We start from the raw sequence: 18,198 nt of genomic DNA, 5'->3' as shown, positions 1-18,198 counted from the left end.
GCCGCCCTCGGTGTGTCCGTACCGGCCGCGGCCTACTCGGGCGGGCCGATGTAGTTCTTCAGGCCCGGGACCGTCAGGGTGCCGCCGAACTGCGCCGCCTGGACGACCTGGACGTCCGTGAAGAACGCGAACGGGACGTTCAGGGGCGGCGGGCTGTTCGGGGTGAACTCGATCGGGATCAGACCGAACAGCTTCCCCTTGAGGCTCTCGGTGTACATCGTCACCGTGCCGCCGCGGATCTTGGACGTGGAGCCCGGACGCGACTTCAGGTGTGCGACGTTCCCGCCCTTGCCGACCGTCTGGTACAGGTCCTTGATGTCCAGCGAGTCCGCCGTGAACTTCAGGACCTTCTTGACCTTGCCGCTGGCGGTCTTCACCTCGACGATGCCGTGGTAGTCGAGGCCGTAGAGGGTCAGCAGGGAGCTGTCGAGGTACCAGGGCTCGTCCGGGAGGAGCGGGATCCCCTGCTCCAGCTCGGCGTTGGCCAGGGCTTCGGCGTCGTAGGTCGGGCAGGGGAAGGGTTCCTTCCCGTCCGGGTCCTTCGTCGCCTCGGGCTTCGCCCCGTCCTTGTCGCCCTTGTCCTCCTCGCCCTTTTCGCCGGGCGTCTCGTCCTTGGGCTTGTTGACGGTGTCCTTGACCTCGTCGGGCAGCTCCTCGACCGTGGCACCCGCTTGCTTGGCGGCGTCCCGGATCGCGTCCGCGGCCGGGTCCGGGGTCGGCTCGGCGGTCGCGGAGGGCGTGGGCGCGGGCGTCGGGGTCGCCTGCGTGTCCTTGAGCGGCCGGCCCAGTCCGTCGATGAGGTCCTTGATCTTGTCGCCGACGCCGAGGGGGTCCATCGGGTTGGTGGACTCGGCCGGCGACGGCGTGGTGGCCGGGGCCGGGGCGTCGGCAGACGGGGACCGGGTCGCCGACGGGGTGGCGCTGGGCTTCGGCTTCGCGGCCGTGGACGGTGCGGGCGACGCGCTGGGCGAGGCGCTCGGCGAGGCCGTCTTCGAGGGCGTCGGGGACGGGGACTTGGACTCGGTCTCCGCCGGCTCGTCGGACCGCGTCACACACGGCCCGGGCGCGAAGGGGATCTCCTTGTCGTCGGCCACGGCCAGTTTGGGCGCCATGCCCATCCCGACGAACACGGCCGTCGGCATCGCCGCCAGCGCCATCGTCTTGCCGACGGGTATCTGGATCTTGTTCAGCAGGGACTTCCTGGGCGCCGCGTGCCGCGGGCCCTTCCTCTCACGGGACTCTGCGCCTGGGGCCACGCCCCGCTGCGTCTCGTCACCCCGCACTGTTCCTCCCGCCATCGGCGTGGGCAGTCGTCTCGCTCGCGTGTGCCGTCTCCGTCTCGCGGGGACCGGGAACGGCCAGGCCGCCCGGCGTCGCATCCGTCTTGCCCAGGGCGACCGCGGCCGGCTGCTGGACCGCCGGCTGCCGGTCCGCGGCCTCCTCCTCGTCCGCCGGCTGTCCCGGCGCCCACGACAGCGCCAGGGCGCCGCCGACGAGGGAGAGGATGAAGCCCATCCCGAACCCGCCGAGGTTGGACACCGGCAGGGACACCAGGGCCAGCAGGATCGAGGCGACTCCGGCGAAGACGCGGATGGTCTGCTGGAACCAGAGGGCCAGGCCCAGCGTGATCAGCAGTACACCGATGATCAGTGCGCCGGCGCCGCCAGTGGTGGCCATGGCGAGGCTGACGTTGCCCAACCGGAGGTCCGCATACGGGAAGTACGCGATCGGGAAGCCACCGAGGAGCGTGAACAGTCCGGCCCAGAAGGGGCGGCGACCGCGCCAGGCGTGGAATCGGTAGTACACCACGGTGAGCCAGGCGTCGTCTTCTGCGCGAACGTAAACCGGGGCCTGGGGGTTCATGGACAACAGCTCCCTGGAAACGGTGGTACGGAGAACTCTGTGGAGCCCGGACGGGCGGGCGGGGACGGCCGTCGCCGCCCGCCCGTCCGGTCATTCACCGGGACGGACTCAGTCCTTGCTGTCCTGGTAGCACGGCTGGTCGCCGCCGAGCAGACGCAGCTTCAGGTCGGGCAGCTTGAACGTGCCCGCCGTGGTCGCCCACGCCTTCTGGCGCACGTTCGTCAGGATCGCCTTGTCGGCGCGCTGCGAGAACGCGTACGGGCTGGCGACCGTACCGGCCTGCGGCTTCGTCTTGTGGTTCGGGTCGCCGACCGCGACACCGATGTCCAGGTTCTTGAACTCGGCGTCGGTGTCGAGCTCCGCAACATCCAGGTAGATGTTGTCGGCGACGGCCGGCTTGCCCTTGTGGCCGGTGCGCAGCTGCAGCGTGATGTTGCCGAGCGGCGTCGGGGTCACCAGCGACTGGCACATGTTGGTGATCTCGGCGTGGCTGAACCCGGAGATGGTCACCGGGTGGTGCTGCGCCTTGCCCTTGAGGTCGTGCCCCTCGGCGATGCCGCCGTACTGGATGAGGTTGTCACCGTCGAGCTTGTCGGCCGTGACCTTGAAGTCCTGGCCGGAGACGCTGAAGGACGCCGCGAGGGCACCCTGCGCCAGACCCACACCGACCGCGGCCGTGGCCGCGATGCTCGGCACCATGACGAGCGCGAAGCGCTTCCATCTGGTCCCGCCACGAACCTGAGAACTCATTTCGTTCCTCCTTCTCGGACGTACATCTCCGGTCCGGGCCGTGCCCGTCCTGGGATGGGAGAAGTGCTACGTCCTCGGGAAGGAGCGCAGGAGGCCGGACCGCGGCCGTGCCACGTCCGATACACCGGCGTTCACCCCCGAGCGACAACCACTGGGCCACGCGTTCGCGCAACCTGGAGGACAGGCCCCGCCCGGTGGCAGAGACCCCCCTGTCCCACGGTCGGTGCCACTGCCACCGGCCGACTCGGTGGGGACCCTCCACCGCGGCTCCGAGTGAGCGGCTCTGCGGGAAGGACCGAGCGTCGCCGATCGTGGTCCATTACCGGCCGGGGCACAAGGGGGTTCGTTACTGGCGGGTAACGGCCAGATAACCTGGATGCCGCCCGTCACCGTCCGTCGGCAACGCAGGGTGCCACCCAGGGCCATGACAGAACGGCGAAAGGGTGAACACACCGGACAGTTCACGGGGTTCGATTTACTGCGAGTAACAGCGGCCGCGATTACCAAGTTTTGGCAAAGCGCGGCCGCTGTTTATCTACGTGTCAACAAATCGGCGGCCGCCCGACGACGTCCGGGACCCCTTCCCGGGACCGGCGCGGAGCGGCTGCGGAGCCGGACCGGAGCCGTGCTAGAAGAGCACGCGCGCCAGCGCCGTCCGCGCCGCCGTCACCCTCGGGTCGTCGGCACCGATGACCTCGAACAGTTCCAGCAGACGCAGCCTCACCGCATCGCGATCGTCACCGAACGTGACCTTCACGGTGTCCACGAGACGCCCGAAGGCGTCCTCCACGTGGCCGCCGACCAGGTCGAGGTCGGCCGCGGCGATCTGCGCCGCCGGGTCGCGCGGGTTCTCGGCCGCGGCCGCGCGCACCGCTTGCGGGTCCATGTGCTGGACCCGGGCGAGCAGCTCGGCCTGGGCGAGGCCCAGCTTGGCCTCGGTGTTGCCGGGGTCGTCCGCGAGGACGTTCTTGTACGCCTGCACCGCGCCGCCGAGGTCGCCGGCGTCCAGTGCGACGACGGCCGCCTCCAGCAGTGCGTCGTGCGGACCGGCCGGGGCCTCGGCCGCGGCGGCCCCGGAGGCTCCCTCGGCGTTCGGGTCCACATCGAGGCCGATGATCCCGAAGCGCTCTTCGGCCACCTGGACCAGCTGGGCGAGGGTGTCGCGGATCTGCTGCTCGGGGGCGACGCCCTGGAAGAGCGGCAGCACCTGACCGGCGACCACGGCGAAGACGGCCGGGATGCCCTGGATCTGGAACTGCTGCATCAGCATCTGGTTGGCGTCGACGTCCACCTTGGCCAGCACGAAGCGGCCGTTCGCCTCGACGGTCAGGCGCTCCAGGAGCGGGCTGAGCTGCTTGCACGGCTGGCACCACTCGGCCCAGAAGTCGAGGACGACCGGGACCTCGGCGGAAAGCTGGAGCACGTCGCGTTCAAAGCCGGCCTCGTCGGCGTCGAAGACGAGAGCGGAGGGCGGGACGGCGCCGGGGGCCGGACCGGCCCCGCCACCCTGAGCGGCCTGTCGCGCCGCTTCGGCGCGGGCCTGCTCGGCCTTGGCCTTGGCCTCGCCGGCCGCCTTCACCGCGGCGAGGTCGACGACGCCGCTCATGGACATGTTTCTGGGCTGCATGCGTACATCCTCCCCCGTGTGCGCGCGCCGACGAAAAAGATCGCGTGAATTGGCCGTGCCGTCGCATCCGCCGCGATCGTGTTGCTGGGCGGCGCCGGGTCCCCACCTGGCGCCTGTAGCTCTTCGCGTGGTTGTCGCTCTTACGCTACGAGCCGTAGCGTAACTCGCCAGCGGGCCCTGCGCGCCCCCGCGACGCCAGTGATCTGAACCACAGCGGCCCGTTCGGCTACCGGCGGGTATGGTCTCGGCCATGCGCAACCCCAGCCCCGGCCGCACCGGTCGCCCCCGCAGCGCGGCCGCGGACGCCGCCATCCTCGCCGCCACCCGGGACGCGCTGGTCGAGCTGGGCTGGTCGAAGCTGACGATGGGTGACGTCTCGGCCCGCGCGGGCGTGGCCAAGACCACCCTCTACAGGCGCTGGGCGGGCAAGAGCGAGCTGGTCGTGGATGCGGTCGCGGAGCTCTTCGACTCGCTCGAACTGCCGGACCGGGGCTCCCTGGAAGCCGACATCGAGTACGTGGTCCTGCGCTTCGCGGAGCTGCTGCGGCGCCCGGAGGCCCGTACGGCCCTGATGGCCGTCGTCTCCGAGTCCACCCGGGACGAGGCCCTGCGCGACCGGATCCGGTCGGCGATCGTGGACCGGCAGAAACGTCTCGTCGTACTGGGTCGCGAACGGGCCCAGGCCCGGGGCGAACTCCCCTATGAGGAGGACGAGTTCCTCGCGGGCCGCACCACCGACCTGATCTTCGACGTGATCGCGGGCACCGTGGTGCACCGCGCCCTGGTGAGTTCCGAGCCGGTGGACGAGCTCTGGGTGGCCACTTTCACCGCTCTCCTGATGCACGGCCTGCGCGGCCCGGCCGCCGCCTGAGGCCACCCGGCCGCACCCGGGGGGCACCGGTCACGACCCGGCTCCCGGCTTCACCCGGGGCTTGCCGGGCCAGTCCACCCGGATCTGCCGGCCCCTGTCGGCCGGCGGCTCCCCCAGGCCGGCGGCCGCGAGCGCTGCCGTACCGGCGTAGCGCCCGGCGAGCCGGTAGCCCTGGTCGCGGGAGTCGACCTCGTGGAAGCCCCCGTCGGTGAGGACCGCCACGGCCGCCACCGTGCCCAGCCCCTCCCGGATCCCGTCCCACACCGCGGGCAGGAACTCGTGCGGCAGCCGGTCGTCGGACACGGTGTGCAGGAACTTCGAGCCGCCGTCGGGGCCCGGAGGTTCGAAGTCCACGACGATGTACGCGTACGGCCCGCAGCCGGTCTGCATCACCACGCGGACGCTGACACCGGGCACGGGGACGGGAAGGCCGGTCATGGCGCCACCGTACGGGCGCCGCGAGCGGCCTTCCACGCAGTTCCCCCGGGCCGGGACCGGCCTCAGAAGCCCGGAGGCTCCGTGTAGACGCCCCATTCGTCGCGCAGGGTGTTGCAGATCTCCCCCAGCGTGGCCTCGGCGCGCACCGCGTCCAGCATGGCGGGGATCATGTTCGACCCGTCGCGTGCGGCGTCCAGCATGGCCCTGAGGGACTCGGCGACCTTGGCGTCGTCGCGGCGGGCCCGGCGATCGGCGAGCACGCGGACCTGCTCGCGCTCCACCTCGTGGCTGACCCGCAGGATCTCCAGGTCGCCGGTGACCGATCCGTGGTGGACGTTGACGCCGACGACCCGCTTGTCGCCCTTCTCCAGGGAGCGCTGGTACTGGAAGGCCGACTCGGCGATCTCGCCGGTGAACCAGCCGTCCTCGATGCCGCGCAGGATGCCCGAGGTGATCGGCCCGATGGGGTGCCGGCCGTCGGGGTGGGCGCGCAGGCCGCGTTCCCTGATCTGCTCGAAGATCCGCTCGGCATCGGCCTCGATGCGGTCGGTGAGCTGTTCGACGTACCAGGAGCCGCCCAGCGGGTCCGCCACGTTGGCGACGCCGGTCTCCTCCATCAGCACCTGCTGGGTGCGCAGGGCGATCTCGGCCGCCTGCTCGCTCGGCAGCGCGAGGGTCTCGTCGAGGGCGTTGGTGTGCAGCGAGTTGGTGCCGCCGAGGACGGCCGCGAGGGCCTCCACCGCGGTGCGCACGACGTTGTTGTACGGCTGCTGCGCGGTGAGGGAGACGCCGGCGGTCTGCGTGTGGAAGCGCAGCCACATCGACTTCTCGTTCTTGGCGCCGTAGACCTCCTTCATCCAGCGCGCCCAGATACGGCGGGCGGCGCGGAACTTGGCGATCTCCTCGAAGAAGTCGAGGTGCGCGTCGAAGAAGAAGGAGAGCCCGGAGGCGAAGTGGTCGACGTCCAGGCCGCGGGAGAGGCCCAGCTCCACATAGCCGAAGCCGTCGGCGAGGGTGTACGCGAGCTCCTGCGCGGCCGTGGCGCCGGCTTCCCGGATGTGGTAGCCGGAGACGGACAGCGGCTTGTAGGCCGGAATGCCCTTCGCGCAGTACTCCATGAGGTCGCCGATGAGGCGCAGGTGCGGCTCCGGTTCGAAGAGCCACTCCTTCTGGGCGATGTACTCCTTGAAGATGTCCGTCTGCAGCGTGCCGTTCAGCACGGCGGGGTCCACGCCCTGGCGCTCGGCGGCGACGAGGTACATGCAGAAGGCGGGCACGGCGGGGCCCGAGATCGTCATGGAGGTGGTGACGTCGCCGAGGGGGATGTCCTTGAAGAGGACCTCCATGTCGGCGGCGGAGTCGATGGCGACGCCGCAGTGGCCGACCTCACCGAGGGAGCGGGGGTCGTCGGAGTCGCGGCCCATGAGGGTCGGCATGTCGAAGGCGACGGACAGGCCGCCGCCGCCGGCGGCCAGGATCATCTTGTAGCGCTCGTTCGTCTGCTCGGCGTTGCCGAAGCCGGCGAACTGGCGGATGGTCCAGGTCCGGCCGCGGTAGCCGGTGGCGTGCAGGCCGCGGGTGTACGGGTACTCCCCCGGCCAGCCGATCCGCTCGAAGCCCTCGTAGGCGTCGCCGGGCCGGGGCCCGTATACGGGTTCGACCTCATCCCCGGAGAGCGTGGTGAAGTCCGCCTCGCGCTTGCGGGCCTTGTCATAACGGGCCTGCCAGCGACGGCGGCCTTCCTCGATGGCGTCAGCGTCCATACCCACGAATTTACTAGGACGTCCTAGTAAATGTCGATGGGAAACCCCCGGGAGTCGTCCCGGGGGTGGGTGACGCTCGCCTCGTCCTCAGGCCTTCGCGGTCGCCGGCGAGTCGTAGACCAGCGGCTCCACCTCGGCGCGGATCCCCCGCTCGACGAAGAAGGCTGCCAGCGGGATCGTGCCCGACACGAGCACCCACAGCAGCTTGCCGAAGGGCCACTTCGCCTTGGACCCCAGGTCGAAGGCGAAGACGAGGTAGATCATGAAGAGCACACCGTGGGTCTGCGACACCACGAACGTGAGATCGGCACCGGTGTCGAAGCCGTACTTCGCCACCATGCAGGCGCAGAGGATCAGGAGCATGACCGCGGTCACGTAGGCCATGACGCGGTAGCGGGTCAGCACGCTTCGTTTCATGCCGACGAGCCTAACCGTCCATTTTGCTCGATCTTGACGCGGCCCCGGGATCGCCGGACGGGTGGGTACGGCCCTCAGGACTCCTCGAAGTCCGCGGCGGCCACCCGTAGCGGGCGGAGCAGGGCGAAGATCTCCCCGCACTCCTCGGCGTCGTACACGCCGAGGCCGAAGTCGATCGCCATCAGGTCCTTCGTGGCGGCCTCGACCACCTCCCGGCCCTTCTCCGTGATGGAGGCGAGTGTGCCGCGGCCGTCGTTCGGGTTGGGCCGCTTGGCCACCAGCCCGGACCGCACCAGCCGGTCCACGGTGTTGGTCACCGAGGTCGGGTGGACCATGAGCCTCTCGCCGATCTTCGACATCGGCAGCTCGCCGGCCTTGGAGAAGGTGAGCAGCACCAGCGCCTCGTAGCGTGCGAAGGTCAGCCCGTACGGCTTGACGACCGCGTCGACCTCGCCGAGCAGGATCTGGTGCGCGCGCATGATCGAGGTGATCGCGGCCATCGAGGGCGCGGGCCCCCAGCGCTGCTGCCAGAGCTCGTCGGCGCGGGCGATGGGGTCGAAGGGAAGGCTGAGCGGCTTGGGCACGCCTCCGACCCTACCGGGAGGTCACTTGACGGCGGGGGCCGTCTCATCCCTCAGTCGCTCCTCCTGCCGGACGGCGGACCGGAGTTCGGCCAGGAGCGCCAGGACGACGGCGGTCCCGAGCACCCCGGACCCGGTGACGACCACGTGCACCGGGAAGAACTCGGCGGCGAGCCCCGCCAGTGCCATGCCGGCTCCCTGGAGGGTCATCAGGCCCGTGCTGAGCAGGGTCATCGCCCGGCCGCGCAGTTCGTCGGGGACGGCGTCCACGTACCACTGGTCCAGCCCCAGCGTGTAGGCGTGGGCCAGCCCGGCGAGCAGCAGCGCGAGCAGGGCGAGGGGCACGCCCGGCCGGCCGGCGTAGAGGAGGAGCGGGAGCAGACCGGCGGCGGCGAGCGGGGCGACGATCCGCGAGCGCGTCCGCGCGCTGAGCGCGGAGCCCGCCCAGAGCTCTCCGGCGAGTGTGCCGACGGGCATGGCGCACATCATCAGGCCGAGGACGGCGGTCCCGGCGCCGATGCCGTCGGCGTACGCGGCGAGCAGCGCCTCCGGTACGACGAGGAAGACGGGCGGCAGCCAGAACAGGAGGGTGAGCACCCGCAGCCGGCGGCGGCCCAGGACGGCTCGCATCCCGAGCGGCGAGGTGCGGACGGCGGTCCGGGCGGGCCGCGCGCGGGTGCCGAGCCGCAGCAGGAGGGCCGAACCGAGGAATCCGGCGGCGGTCAGCGCGATTGCGGCGCGCGGGGCGAGCACGGTGAGCAGCAGCCCGCCGAGGCCGAAGCCGATGAGCTGGGCGCTCTGGGCGACCATGCGCAGCAGCGAGCGGCCCAGGACGTAGGGGTCGCCGGAGCCGAGGATGTCGGGGAGGGAGGCGTTGCGCGTGCCCTGGAAGAGGGGTGCCACGAAGGCCATGGCGCAGCGCAGGACGAGGAGCGCGGCGACGGGGGTGGCGGGCAGCACCATGGCCGCCGCGCAGGCCGCGCAGACGAGGTCGCAGGTGACGAGCACCCGGCGGGCGGGGCGGCGGTCGGCGAACCCGGCGAGCAGGGTGCCGCCGAGGGCGTACGGGAGGAAGCCGAGCGCGAAGGTGAGCGCGCTCATCAGGGGCGAGCCGGTGAGGCGGTAGACGAGGACGGAGAGGGAGATCTCGGCGACGACCAGGCCGAGGACGGACATCAGGTGCGCGGCGAAGACGGCGGGGAACTCGCGGGTCCGGAAGACGGTGAGGTAGCCGGCGGAGCCCGCTTCGGCCCGGGCCGGGGTGACGGTTGCCATGACGGCAGCGTCGGGGGCCTAGGCTGGCCGGCGTAGAGATTCGGCCTGGGACGAATGTCAAAGACGGAGCGTTCGGCGCGAGCGGGGGGTGCGGCATGGGTCTGCACCACCGTTTCGGGCACGCGGACCTGCTGCGGTGCCGGTTCGCGCTGTCGCCGGCCTGGGAGACGCAGGAGGCGATCCGCACCCTGAGCCGCCCGGACCGGCAGGGGTACCACCTGCCGTGGCTCCGGCGGATCCGGGCCGCCGCCGACGGGCTGGACCTGCGCCCGCTGTGGCTGCTGATGCCGCGCCGGGGGCACAGCACCGACTTCATCAGCCCGCCGCCGAGCGGGCCGGGTGTCTCCTTCGAGGAGGAGCTCGCGGTGATCCGCGCGGCCGACCCGGCGGCGGCCCGCGAGGACATGCGCAGGTCGCTGGCCTGCACGCCGGGCGCGCTCGACAGCGACCTGGGCCGGGCCCTGCTCGCGGACCCGGCGCGGTCGGTGCGGGAGCTGGCCGATCTGCTGGAGCGGGCCTGGGGCGCGCTGGTGGAGCCGCACTGGCCGCGGCTGCGGGCGCTGCTGGAGGCGGACATCCTCTTCCACACCCGCCGTCTGGCCGCCGGGGGGCTGGAGTCCCTCTTCGACGGCCTGCACCCCGATCTCTCCTGGGACGCGGCGACGCTCACCCTCACCATCGAGCGGCCCAGCCACCACGACCGCGTCCTGGGCGGCCAGGGGCTGCTGCTCATGCCGAGCGCCTTCGTATGGCCGCAGATCGCGGGCGGCTTCGACCCTCCCTGGCAGCCGACCGTCGTCTATCCGGCCCGCGGCATCGGCGCCCTGTGGACCCGGGCGGGCGAGGACACCCCGATCGCGCTGGCCCGGCTGCTGGGCCGGGCGCGGGCGGACGTGCTGTGCGCGCTGGACGAACCGGCGTCCACCACGGCCCTGGCCCACCGCCTCGGCCTGGCCCCCTCCACCGTCTCGGCGCACCTGGGGGTCCTGCACGCGGCGGGCCTGCTCATCTCCGCCCGCCGGGGTCACCAGGTGCTCTACGAACGCACCCCTCTGGCCATCGCCCTCACCACGGGGGACGCCGCCGGCCGACCGGCGCGGACGGTGTCGCACGGCTGAGCCGACTGTCCGTCATGTCACCATATTCCGGTCCTACATGCGCACTGCCCACCGCCTCACGGTCTGCCGCCCGACCCTTCTTCGCGAGGAATCCGGATGCCACCCGCCGCTCCCAGGCCGCGCCGCCCCAGGCCCGCCGCCGTCCTCGGCCTCCTCCTGCTGCTCGCGGCGGCCCCCGCCTGCTCCACCGCGCCGGAGACAGGGCCGCGCGGTCCCGCCGCCGGTCCCGCCGCCGGTCCGGGGGCCGCCGTCCCGGCCGCCGCCGAGGGCGAGTCCCCGTTCTGGGTGGACCCGGACAGCCAGGCCGCCCGGCAGGTCGCGGCATGGGAGGCGACGGGCCGCTACGCCGACGCCCAGGTGCTCCGCCGGATCGCGGACCGGCCGGTCGCGCTGTGGGGACGTCCGGGCGATCCCGGGCCCGGGATCCGCCGGGCCCGCGCGGCCGCCAAGGCCTCCGGTCGGACCCTGGTGCTCGCCGCGCACAACATCCCGCACCGCGACTGCGGGCAGCGGCCCGCCGGGGGCGCCGCCGACGCCCGCGCCTATCGCGGCTGGATCGGCGCCTTCGCCGATGCCATCGGCGACGCCCGGGCCCTCGTCGTGCTGGAGCCGCATGCCGTCGCGCACGCCGTCGACGGCTGCGTGCGCGCCGAGCACCGCGCCGAGCGCTACCGGCTGCTCTCCGAGGCCGTCGACCGGCTCAAGAGGAACCGCAATACGAAGGTCTATCTGGACGCCGGCGATCCGGCATGGATCCACGACCCGGCGGACCTCGCCGGCCCCCTTCGCGAAGCGGGCCTCGACCGCGCCGACGGCTTCGCCCTCAACGTCTCCGGCTTCCAGCCGGACGAGGCCGTATTGGCCTACGGCGCGAAGCTCTCCCGGGCGGTCGAGGGCCGGCACTTCGTCGTCGACACCGGCCGCAACGGCGCGGGGCCCCTGCCGGGCGACCGCGAGCGGGCCTCCTGCAACCCCCCGGGCCGCGCCCTCGGCACGCCGCCGACCGACCGGACCGGCGACCCGCTCGTCGACGCGTACCTGTGGGTCAAGATGCCGGGCGAGTCCGACGGCACCTGCCGCGGCGGCCCCGCGGCCGGCACCTGGTGGCCCGAACAGGCCCTGGGCCTGGCCCGACGCGCGCGGGAAGTCCCGTAGGGGGCGTCAACCCCGGGCGCCGCGGCGCAGGCCGTGGCGTACCGCGCGCTGACTCAGGGGGCCCAGGCCCTCCAGCACCGCGGCCAGTCCGGCGAGCTGCTCGAGGGCGTCGAACGCCCGGCCGGCGCCCTGCGGGTCCACCGCCTCGTACAGCTCGATGCCGACGAACGAGGCTGCGGTGGCCCGGGCGAGCCCCGCGGGGTCGGCGAACCCGTCCAGCGGAGTCGCCGCCAGCAGCCGGGTGAGCACACCCTCCAGCTCCTCGATCCACAGGCCGAGCCCGGCGGCGGTGGCGGCTGCGAGGGCGGGCGAGTTCTGCCCGGCGGCCAGCAGCTGGCCGAGCACGGCGACGTGCCCGGCCTCCCGCTCCTCGGCGTGCACGGCCCGGGCGAACTCCAGCAGTTCGGTGAGGCTGCCCAGCCCCGCCAGCCGGTCGCGGTAGCGGGCCACCCGCTGCTCGGCTCCGTACCGGCAGGCGGCGGCGAGCAGTTCGTCTACCGAGCCGAAGTGGTAGAAGATCAGTCCCTGGCCGACCCCGGCCGTGGCCGCGATGGTGCGGGCCGAGGCCTTGGCGATGCCCTGCTCGACGAGCGTGCGCAGGGCTCCTTCGAGGAGCTTGTCCTTGGTGGCCGCGCTCACGCCCGGACCTCCTCGCGGACCGGCCGCAGGTCGCCGCAGAGCCCGCTCGGCCACCGTTCACGGGCGTCCACGTACTGCACGGTGAAGGAGCCCTCGTACCCGAAGAGCGGCCCGAAGCGGCGGTTCACCACCCGCACACGGATCCGAAACCGGCCGCTGGCGTCGTCGAAGGACTCGCGCACCTCGGCGTCGCCGCCGATGAGACCGGGGACGCGGACGTCGACGGGTCCCTCGCGGAAGCGGTGCTCACCGGAGCGGATGAGCAGCGAACCGTCGGGCTCGGCGCTCATGTGCAGGTCGCTGGCGAGGTGCTGGTGCGTGCCCAGGTAGTCGAGGACGCAGTCGCGCTCGGGGCTGTGGACCATCGTGGCGTCGAACCGGTGCGGCCCGCGGGGCAGCCGGAAGGTGCGCACGAAGGTGACGGTCTCCCGGCCGAAGGAGTCGAGGTAGGGGAGGTTCTCTATGACGAAGGGGACGTCGCGGCCCTCGCGCGGCACCAGGATGTTGCGCATCCCGCCGAGCCTGAGGAAGGGCTTCACGAAGCTGCCGCCGTGCCATATCCGCTCCATCGTCCCGCGGCCGACGCAGCCCTCCCCGGTCGCCAGGCCGACCGAGAACCGGCGCTGGATCTGCGGGTGCAGGCGGTCGAAGTCGGCGCCCATGTGGGTCCGGAAGATGGAGGTCATGACGGCTCCAGGGTGCTGAGCAGACGGGGTGCGGCGACGGGGGTGCGGCCGGGCGGGGTCCGCAGGCAGCGGCGGGCGGCCGGGGTGCCGGGCAGCGGCGGCAGCAGCAGTGCGGCGGCCAGGACGAGCAGGGCCGCGGCCGCGGGGGCGTACAGCAGGGCGGCCGCGGACAGCAGGACACGCAGGGCGCTCTCGCCGACGGCCCGGGCGAGGGCGCGGCCCGGCGGGATTCCGCGTTCGCACCACAGCCGCAGCCTGTCGAAGGACCAGGCGGTGGCCCAGCCCATGAGCGGCCGGAGGACGAGCCGGTCGGCCAGGGTCCCGAAACAGCCCCAGCGGGGCCGGTAGTCGTAGCCGGTGAGGAAGCGGATCCCGTCGCCGTCGGGGACGTAGCGCCAGTACCCGCTGCCCTCCGCGAGCAGGGACAGCGGATGGTCCGAGGCGAACCGCAGGGCCGACACCCTGGTCCCGTCCGGCCGGCGGCGCTCCCCCGCGCAGACGCCGGTCCCGTCGACGGAGACGAAGGGCAGTACGCGGGTCGCGTACCGGAACCGCTGCGGCTCGCCCGCGGACCGCGGGAGGTAGCCGATGGAGGTGAACCTCAGGTCCCACCGCTGGTGCTGCACCGGATCCTGGCTGCGTTCCCACAGCTCGTCCATCCCGGCCCGGACGAACGTCTCGACGTACAGGCCCATGCCCACCCCGCTCCCCCGTTTTGAGCGATCGCTCAAAACGGGACCCTAGGGCAGTCTGAGCGATCGCTCAACCGTGAGGCCGGTCACACGGTTTGGGGCCGGGCGCACGAAAGCGCCCCCGGCCGGCTGGGCCAGGGGCGCTTCGGACGTACGGTGCGGGCGGTTCAGCCCTGCGCGAGGTGGCGTTCCACCGTCTCGACCTTGGAGGTGATGCCGTCGGTGACGCCGGGGCGGATGTCGGCCTTGATGACGACGGACACCCGCGGCGCCCGCTCCTCGACCGCCGCCACCGCGCGCCGGACGACGTCCATGACCTCGTCCCAGGACTCACCCTCGATGGTGGTGAACATCGCGTCGGTGCGGTTCGGCAGCCCGGACTCGCGGACCACGCGGACCGCGTCGGCGACGTACTCCCCGACCTCTTCACCGACGCCGAGCGGGGTCACCGAGAACGCGACGATCACGCCTGGGCCGCCTCACGGGCACGGGCCGCGACCACGCTGTCGGCCTCTTCACGCTTGAGCAGCTTGTCGCCGTAGAGCCCGCCCAGGGGCACCACCGAGAGGACGAAGAAGAACAGGACCTTCTTGAACGGCCACTTCGCCTTGTACCACACGTCCAGCAGCAGCACCGAGTAGACCATGAACAGGATCGCGTGCAGGAGACCCAGCGGCAGCAGAAGGTAGTCGATGTCCGAGACCCGGCTCAGCAGCGAGCCGAAGATCAGCAGGGCCGGGAACGACAGCGCCTCCGGCACGGAGACGAGGCGCAGGCGGTGCAGGGCGGAGGCGGTCTTGATGTCCACGTGGAACCTTCGGGGGTGGAGGCCAGGGTCGCCTCCAGTGTCTCAGCCGCTTTGCGGGATCTTGACCCGGCCCCTTCCCTCCCGGCCGCCGCCGGACCGTACCGGGATCGCTCCCAAACGCCCGGGTGTGTCATATATCCGGCCACGGGACTCTGTTCGGGTCCGCCCGCTGCCGATAACGTCTCCCCGTGGCTCAGTTCCGACTCCAAGGCAGCAAGGTGCTGGCCGTCGACCTGACCGGGGACGCCGTGAAAGCGAAGAACGGCTCCATGGTCGCGTACGACGGGCAGATGGCCTTCAAGAAGATGACCGGCGGCGGCGAAGGCCTCCGCGGCATGGTGACCCGCCGGCTGACCGGCGAACAGATGACGGTGATGGAGGTGCAGGGGCACGGCACCTGCTTCTTCGCCGACCGCGCAAGTGAGATCAATCTGGTCAATCTGCACGGTGAAAAGCTCTACGTCGAGTCCAGCAACCTGCTGTGCACCGACGCCGGCCTGCGCACCGGCACCACCTTCACCGGCCTGCGCGGCGCCTCGACGGGCAACGGTCTGTTCACCACGACGGTCGAGGGATCGGGCCAGGCGGCGATCGTCTCGGACGGTCCGGCCGTGGTGCTGCGCGTGAGCGCGCAGTACCCGCTGTCCGTCGACCCGGGGGCGTACATCGCGCACACCGGCAACCTCCAGCAGTCCTTCCAGTCCGGTGTGACCTTCCGCACGCTGATCGGAGAGGGCTCCGGCGAGGCGTTCCAGATCCGCTTCGAGGGCGAGGGCCTGGTCTACGTGCAGCCGAGCGAGCGCAACACCATCGGGGGCGACGTCTGATGCCGTTCCGCGAGGTCAACTCGAAGATGGTCGAGGCCCAGGTCGCCCCCGGCCAGAAGATGTTCAGCCAACGCGGCGCGATGCTCGCGTACCGCGGCGACGTCTCCTTCACCCCGAGCCTGACGGGTGGTCAGGGCGGGGTCATGGGCATGATCGGGCGCCGCGTGGCGAACGAGCAGACGCCGCTCATGGCGGTCGAGGGCAGCGGCACTGTGATGTTCGGCCACGGCGGCCACCACATCCAGGTGATCAACCTGACCGGCGAGACCCTGTACGTCGAGGCAGACCGGCTGCTCGCCTTCGACGGCACCCTCCAGCAGGGGACCATGTTCATGGGCTCGCAGGGCGGGGTCATGGGCATGGTCCGCGGCCAGGTGACCGGCCAGGGCCTGTTCACCACCACCCTCAAGGGCCACGGCTCGGTCGCCGTGATGGCCCACGGCGGGGTCATCGAACTCCCCATCACCCCGAACCGGCCCATCCACGTGGACCCCCAGGCCTATGTGGCCCACCACGGGGACGTCAGGAACAAGCTCTCCACCGCCCTCGGCTGGCGGGACATGGTGGGGCGCGGCTCGGGCGAGGCGTTCCAGCTGGAACTGTCCGGCCAGGGCGCGGTGTACGTACAGGCCTCCGAGGAGAAGCTGTGAACTTTGGCCCCGTGATGGGCGGGCCCGGCGGCCCGACGGTCTTCGACCCGTACACGCTGCCCTCCGACGACAACGTGAACGCGTACACCTTCTGCGTGGAGCTCAAGGGGAACCAGTGGTTCCTGCAGAAGGGCAAGATGATCTCGTACTACGGGCGCATCGAGTTCAACGGCGTCGGGAACGGGCGCTTCGACCGTCTGATGCGCACCAGCTTCCACTCCCCGCTGCACGCCGGCGACTGGGTGGTCGCCGAGGGCCAGGGCAAGATGCTGCTGGCCGACCGGGCCTTCGACGTGAACTCGTACGACCTGGACAACGGCAACCTGACGATCCGCTCGGGCAACCTGCTCGCGTACCAGCCCTCGCTCGCCCTGAAGCAGTCGATCGTCCCGGGCTTCCTGACGCTGATCGGGACCGGGAAGTTCGTGGCGGCCTCGAACGGACCGGTGGTGTTCATGGAGCCGCCGCTGCGCGTGGACCCCCAGGCGCTCGTCGGTTGGGCGGACTGCCCGTCTCCCTGTCACCATTACGATCACGGCTACATGTCCGGCGTGATGGGCGGACTGCGCTCCCTGACCGGCATCGGCGGAGCCTCGGGCGAGGAACACCAGTTCGAGTTCGTCGGAGCGGGGACGGTACTGCTGCAGTCCTCGGAGATGTTGATGGCCGAGCAGTCGATCGGCACGGTGGGCGCGGGGGCGGCCACGGGCAACGCACAGGGCGTGCCGGGTGCCGGCCAGGGGCCCCTCGGGCAGATGGGAGTGCCTCGGATGCCGGGGCAGCTGGGCGACCTCCAGCGCCGCCTGGGACTGTGACAGCCGGGGCTTTCGACCTTTGTACGCAATTCAACTTTTTAGGTAGAGTTCATTCATGGAGACCATGGAGACCGAGACGGCCACGCGCTGGCTCACCGACGCGGAGCAGTGCGCCTGGCGCACCCACCTGGACGTCAGCAGGCTGCTCATGCACCAGCTGGAAAAGGATCTCCAGCCCTTCGGACTCACCAACAACGACTACGAGATCCTCGTGAACCTCTCGGAGTCGCAGGACCACCGGATGCGCATGAGCGATCTCGCGACCGCCACCCTGCAGTCCAAGAGCAGGCTGTCGCACCAGATCACGCGCATGGAGACGGCGGGCCTGGTCCGCCGGGTCAACTGCGAGTCCGACCGCCGCGGCCTGTACGCGGTGCTCACGGACGAGGGCATGGAGACGATGCGGAAGGTCGCCCCGCACCACGTGGCGTCCGTCCGCCAGCACTTCATCGACCTGCTGCCGCCCGAGGCCCTGGCGGCACTGCGCGCCTCGCTGACCCCGGTGGCGGAGCACCTGCGCGGCACCCGCGGCAAGGTCTGAGCGCAGCGCGAGCGACGGCCCCGCGGGGCCGTCGGCCGGACAATGGGCGGTGTCCGCCCGCCGGCCGCCGCCGGGCAACCGCAGGCGCCGTGGCCGGCCTGAGGAGGTCCAGCCATGCAACGCACCCGGTACGTCTCCGCGGCCGCGGCCGTCGTCCTGATGACCGCAGGTCCGGTGGCGGGGGCGGCAGCTGCCGCCACCGGCCCGGCGAGAGCCGTCACCGCGGCCCCCGCCCTGCGCGCCGACGTCACGGCGGAGGGCGCCGCCGCGGCTGCCCTGAAGCACTGTCCGGGCGTGATCGAGTCCCTCGACCAGGACGGCTCCGTCTGGCACGTCGACGTCATCGGCAAGGACGGCAGGGGCCACGCCGAGCTGGAGGTGTCCGCGAGCGGCGCGGTCACCGAGCAGAACCGGGACACCGACGGGAACCCAGCCGAGAACAAGGCCCTGGTCTCCGCCCAGGTCACCGCCCAGCAGGCGATGACGGCGGCCCTGGCCGCCCACCCCGGACAGGTCACGACCCTCGAATGGGACGGCGACGACGGCGCCGCCTCCTGGCATGTCGAGGTCAAGGGCAAGGACGGCACGACCCACGACGCCCGGGTCGACCCCGCCACGGGCAAGGTGACCGCGTCCACCTCGGACTCCGACTCGGATGGCGGCAGCTGACCCGGCACCCTTG

General features: G+C 71.9%; 22 protein-coding genes. 8 read left to right on the top strand and 14 right to left on the bottom strand.

The features are described from left to right. Nucleotides 1–32: 32 nt before the first annotated feature. The 4 genes from ACZ6JS_RS02315 to ACZ6JS_RS02300 form a co-directional block, all read right to left on the bottom strand. The gene (locus ACZ6JS_RS02315) at nt 33–1,283 is read right to left on the bottom strand and encodes a hypothetical protein (RefSeq protein WP_469295208.1); all 1,251 of its coding nucleotides are present in this window, start codon (nt 1,281–1,283) and stop codon (nt 33–35) included. Further along, the gene (locus ACZ6JS_RS02310; RefSeq protein ID WP_469295207.1) at nt 1,273–1,863 is read right to left on the bottom strand and encodes a DUF6114 domain-containing protein; all 591 of its coding nucleotides are present in this window, start codon (nt 1,861–1,863) and stop codon (nt 1,273–1,275) included. Before ACZ6JS_RS02310 ends, ACZ6JS_RS02315 begins: the two co-directional genes overlap by 11 nt. Before the next feature lie 108 nt (nt 1,864–1,971). Then, nucleotides 1,972–2,613, bottom strand: a complete 642-nt coding sequence (locus ACZ6JS_RS02305) for a DUF6230 family protein (protein WP_469295206.1) — start codon at nt 2,611–2,613, stop codon at nt 1,972–1,974. 628 nt (nt 2,614–3,241) lie between these two features. After that, nucleotides 3,242–4,240: a tetratricopeptide repeat protein gene (locus ACZ6JS_RS02300; RefSeq protein WP_469295205.1), complete on the bottom strand. Its 999-nt coding sequence runs from the start codon at nt 4,238–4,240 to the stop codon at nt 3,242–3,244. Nucleotides 4,241–4,490: 250 nt separating this feature from the next. On the opposite strand from ACZ6JS_RS02300, the gene ACZ6JS_RS02295 reads away from it, so the two are divergent. Further along, on the top strand, nt 4,491–5,111 hold the full coding sequence (locus ACZ6JS_RS02295; RefSeq protein WP_136234730.1) for a TetR/AcrR family transcriptional regulator: 621 nt from the start codon (nt 4,491–4,493) through the stop codon (nt 5,109–5,111). A gap of 30 nt (nt 5,112–5,141) precedes the next feature. Here the strand turns inward: ACZ6JS_RS02295 and ACZ6JS_RS02290 are convergent, their stop codons facing one another. The 5 genes from ACZ6JS_RS02290 to ACZ6JS_RS02270 all read right to left on the bottom strand — a co-directional run bounded on the left by ACZ6JS_RS02290 (nt 5,142) and on the right by ACZ6JS_RS02270 (nt 9,585). Next, complete coding sequence (locus ACZ6JS_RS02290) at nt 5,142–5,549, bottom strand: hypothetical protein (RefSeq protein WP_469295204.1); 408 nt, start codon at nt 5,547–5,549, stop codon at nt 5,142–5,144. A 62-nt stretch (nt 5,550–5,611) separates the two neighbouring features. Beyond that, the gene (locus ACZ6JS_RS02285) at nt 5,612–7,312 is read right to left on the bottom strand and encodes an acyl-CoA mutase large subunit family protein (protein WP_469295203.1); all 1,701 of its coding nucleotides are present in this window, start codon (nt 7,310–7,312) and stop codon (nt 5,612–5,614) included. 87 nt (nt 7,313–7,399) lie between these two features. Continuing rightward, the gene (locus ACZ6JS_RS02280) at nt 7,400–7,729 is read right to left on the bottom strand and encodes a DUF3817 domain-containing protein (protein ID WP_469295202.1); all 330 of its coding nucleotides are present in this window, start codon (nt 7,727–7,729) and stop codon (nt 7,400–7,402) included. Nucleotides 7,730–7,803: 74 nt separating this feature from the next. After that, complete coding sequence (locus ACZ6JS_RS02275; RefSeq protein WP_469295201.1) at nt 7,804–8,313, bottom strand: MarR family winged helix-turn-helix transcriptional regulator; 510 nt, start codon at nt 8,311–8,313, stop codon at nt 7,804–7,806. 21 nt (nt 8,314–8,334) lie between these two features. Beyond that, nucleotides 8,335–9,585, bottom strand: a complete 1,251-nt coding sequence (locus tag ACZ6JS_RS02270) for an MFS transporter (protein ID WP_469295199.1) — start codon at nt 9,583–9,585, stop codon at nt 8,335–8,337. Between the two features lie 95 nt (nt 9,586–9,680). Here ACZ6JS_RS02270 and ACZ6JS_RS02265 point away from each other — a divergent pair, with 95 nt between their 5' ends. Then, nucleotides 9,681–10,703: an ArsR/SmtB family transcription factor gene (locus tag ACZ6JS_RS02265; RefSeq protein ID WP_469295198.1), complete on the top strand. Its 1,023-nt coding sequence runs from the start codon at nt 9,681–9,683 to the stop codon at nt 10,701–10,703. Between the two features lie 96 nt (nt 10,704–10,799). After that, nucleotides 10,800–11,858, top strand: a complete 1,059-nt coding sequence (locus tag ACZ6JS_RS02260) for a glycoside hydrolase family 6 protein (protein WP_469295197.1) — start codon at nt 10,800–10,802, stop codon at nt 11,856–11,858. A 6-nt stretch (nt 11,859–11,864) separates the two neighbouring features. Here the strand turns inward: ACZ6JS_RS02260 and ACZ6JS_RS02255 are convergent, their stop codons facing one another. From ACZ6JS_RS02255 to ACZ6JS_RS02235, 5 genes are all read right to left on the bottom strand, one after another. Further along, nucleotides 11,865–12,497, bottom strand: coding sequence for a TetR/AcrR family transcriptional regulator (locus ACZ6JS_RS02255; protein WP_469295196.1), 633 nt, complete (start codon nt 12,495–12,497; stop codon nt 11,865–11,867). Next, complete coding sequence (locus ACZ6JS_RS02250) at nt 12,494–13,183, bottom strand: DUF4166 domain-containing protein (RefSeq protein WP_469295195.1); 690 nt, start codon at nt 13,181–13,183, stop codon at nt 12,494–12,496. Before ACZ6JS_RS02250 ends, ACZ6JS_RS02255 begins: the two co-directional genes overlap by 4 nt. Continuing rightward, nucleotides 13,180–13,878, bottom strand: a complete 699-nt coding sequence (locus ACZ6JS_RS02245; RefSeq protein WP_469295542.1) for a hypothetical protein — start codon at nt 13,876–13,878, stop codon at nt 13,180–13,182. Before ACZ6JS_RS02245 ends, ACZ6JS_RS02250 begins: the two co-directional genes overlap by 4 nt. Nucleotides 13,879–14,042: 164 nt before the next feature. After that, nucleotides 14,043–14,342, bottom strand: coding sequence for an MTH1187 family thiamine-binding protein (locus ACZ6JS_RS02240; RefSeq protein ID WP_469295194.1), 300 nt, complete (start codon nt 14,340–14,342; stop codon nt 14,043–14,045). Continuing rightward, nucleotides 14,339–14,683 carry a DUF3817 domain-containing protein gene (locus ACZ6JS_RS02235; RefSeq protein WP_469295193.1) on the bottom strand — a complete coding sequence of 115 codons (345 nt, stop codon included), beginning with the start codon at nt 14,681–14,683 and terminating at the stop codon, nt 14,339–14,341. The genes ACZ6JS_RS02240 and ACZ6JS_RS02235 overlap by 4 nt, the downstream gene beginning before the upstream one ends. 188 nt (nt 14,684–14,871) lie before the next feature. Here ACZ6JS_RS02235 and ACZ6JS_RS02230 point away from each other — a divergent pair, with 188 nt between their 5' ends. The 5 genes from ACZ6JS_RS02230 to ACZ6JS_RS02210 all read left to right on the top strand — a co-directional run bounded on the left by ACZ6JS_RS02230 (nt 14,872) and on the right by ACZ6JS_RS02210 (nt 18,185). Continuing rightward, nucleotides 14,872–15,510, top strand: coding sequence for an AIM24 family protein (locus ACZ6JS_RS02230; RefSeq protein WP_469295192.1), 639 nt, complete (start codon nt 14,872–14,874; stop codon nt 15,508–15,510). Further along, nucleotides 15,510–16,160, top strand: a complete 651-nt coding sequence (locus ACZ6JS_RS02225; protein ID WP_469295190.1) for an AIM24 family protein — start codon at nt 15,510–15,512, stop codon at nt 16,158–16,160. The genes ACZ6JS_RS02230 and ACZ6JS_RS02225 overlap by 1 nt, the downstream gene beginning before the upstream one ends. 14 nt (nt 16,161–16,174) lie before the next feature. Next, the gene (locus ACZ6JS_RS02220; RefSeq protein ID WP_469295540.1) at nt 16,175–16,975 is read left to right on the top strand and encodes an AIM24 family protein; all 801 of its coding nucleotides are present in this window, start codon (nt 16,175–16,177) and stop codon (nt 16,973–16,975) included. Between the two features lie 64 nt (nt 16,976–17,039). Continuing rightward, nucleotides 17,040–17,516, top strand: coding sequence for a MarR family winged helix-turn-helix transcriptional regulator (locus tag ACZ6JS_RS02215; RefSeq protein ID WP_030660375.1), 477 nt, complete (start codon nt 17,040–17,042; stop codon nt 17,514–17,516). A 114-nt stretch (nt 17,517–17,630) separates the two neighbouring features. Further along, complete coding sequence (locus ACZ6JS_RS02210) at nt 17,631–18,185, top strand: PepSY domain-containing protein (RefSeq protein ID WP_469295189.1); 555 nt, start codon at nt 17,631–17,633, stop codon at nt 18,183–18,185. The last annotated feature ends 13 nt before the right edge of the window (nt 18,186–18,198 follow it).

Source organism: Streptomyces sp. NPDC046349 (genome assembly GCF_055587885.1).
The sequence above is the reverse complement of the archived record's forward strand: the minus strand, read 5'-3'. Positions and strand labels throughout refer to the sequence as shown.

What these genes read in the sequence shown, in the direction of transcription:
- ACZ6JS_RS02310 (WP_469295207.1), bottom strand. Translation starts at nt 1,863, where the DNA reads ATGAACCCCCAGGCCCCGGTTTACGTTCGCGCAGAAGACGACGCCTGG.
- ACZ6JS_RS02305 (WP_469295206.1), bottom strand. Translation starts at nt 2,613, where the DNA reads ATGAGTTCTCAGGTTCGTGGCGGGACCAGATGGAAGCGCTTCGCGCTC.
- ACZ6JS_RS02300 (WP_469295205.1), bottom strand. Translation starts at nt 4,240, where the DNA reads ATGCAGCCCAGAAACATGTCCATGAGCGGCGTCGTCGACCTCGCCGCG.
- ACZ6JS_RS02295 (WP_136234730.1), top strand. Translation starts at nt 4,491, where the DNA reads ATGCGCAACCCCAGCCCCGGCCGCACCGGTCGCCCCCGCAGCGCGGCC.
- ACZ6JS_RS02290 (WP_469295204.1), bottom strand. Translation starts at nt 5,549, where the DNA reads ATGACCGGCCTTCCCGTCCCCGTGCCCGGTGTCAGCGTCCGCGTGGTG.
- ACZ6JS_RS02285 (WP_469295203.1), bottom strand. Translation starts at nt 7,312, where the DNA reads ATGGACGCTGACGCCATCGAGGAAGGCCGCCGTCGCTGGCAGGCCCGT.
- ACZ6JS_RS02280 (WP_469295202.1), bottom strand. Translation starts at nt 7,729, where the DNA reads ATGAAACGAAGCGTGCTGACCCGCTACCGCGTCATGGCCTACGTGACC.
- ACZ6JS_RS02270 (WP_469295199.1), bottom strand. Translation starts at nt 9,585, where the DNA reads ATGGCAACCGTCACCCCGGCCCGGGCCGAAGCGGGCTCCGCCGGCTAC.
- ACZ6JS_RS02265 (WP_469295198.1), top strand. Translation starts at nt 9,681, where the DNA reads ATGGGTCTGCACCACCGTTTCGGGCACGCGGACCTGCTGCGGTGCCGG.
- ACZ6JS_RS02260 (WP_469295197.1), top strand. Translation starts at nt 10,800, where the DNA reads ATGCCACCCGCCGCTCCCAGGCCGCGCCGCCCCAGGCCCGCCGCCGTC.
- ACZ6JS_RS02250 (WP_469295195.1), bottom strand. Translation starts at nt 13,183, where the DNA reads ATGACCTCCATCTTCCGGACCCACATGGGCGCCGACTTCGACCGCCTG.
- ACZ6JS_RS02245 (WP_469295542.1), bottom strand. Translation starts at nt 13,878, where the DNA reads ATGGGCCTGTACGTCGAGACGTTCGTCCGGGCCGGGATGGACGAGCTG.
- ACZ6JS_RS02225 (WP_469295190.1), top strand. Translation starts at nt 15,510, where the DNA reads ATGCCGTTCCGCGAGGTCAACTCGAAGATGGTCGAGGCCCAGGTCGCC.
- ACZ6JS_RS02220 (WP_469295540.1), top strand. Translation starts at nt 16,175, where the DNA reads ATGGGCGGGCCCGGCGGCCCGACGGTCTTCGACCCGTACACGCTGCCC.
- ACZ6JS_RS02215 (WP_030660375.1), top strand. Translation starts at nt 17,040, where the DNA reads ATGGAGACCGAGACGGCCACGCGCTGGCTCACCGACGCGGAGCAGTGC.
- ACZ6JS_RS02210 (WP_469295189.1), top strand. Translation starts at nt 17,631, where the DNA reads ATGCAACGCACCCGGTACGTCTCCGCGGCCGCGGCCGTCGTCCTGATG.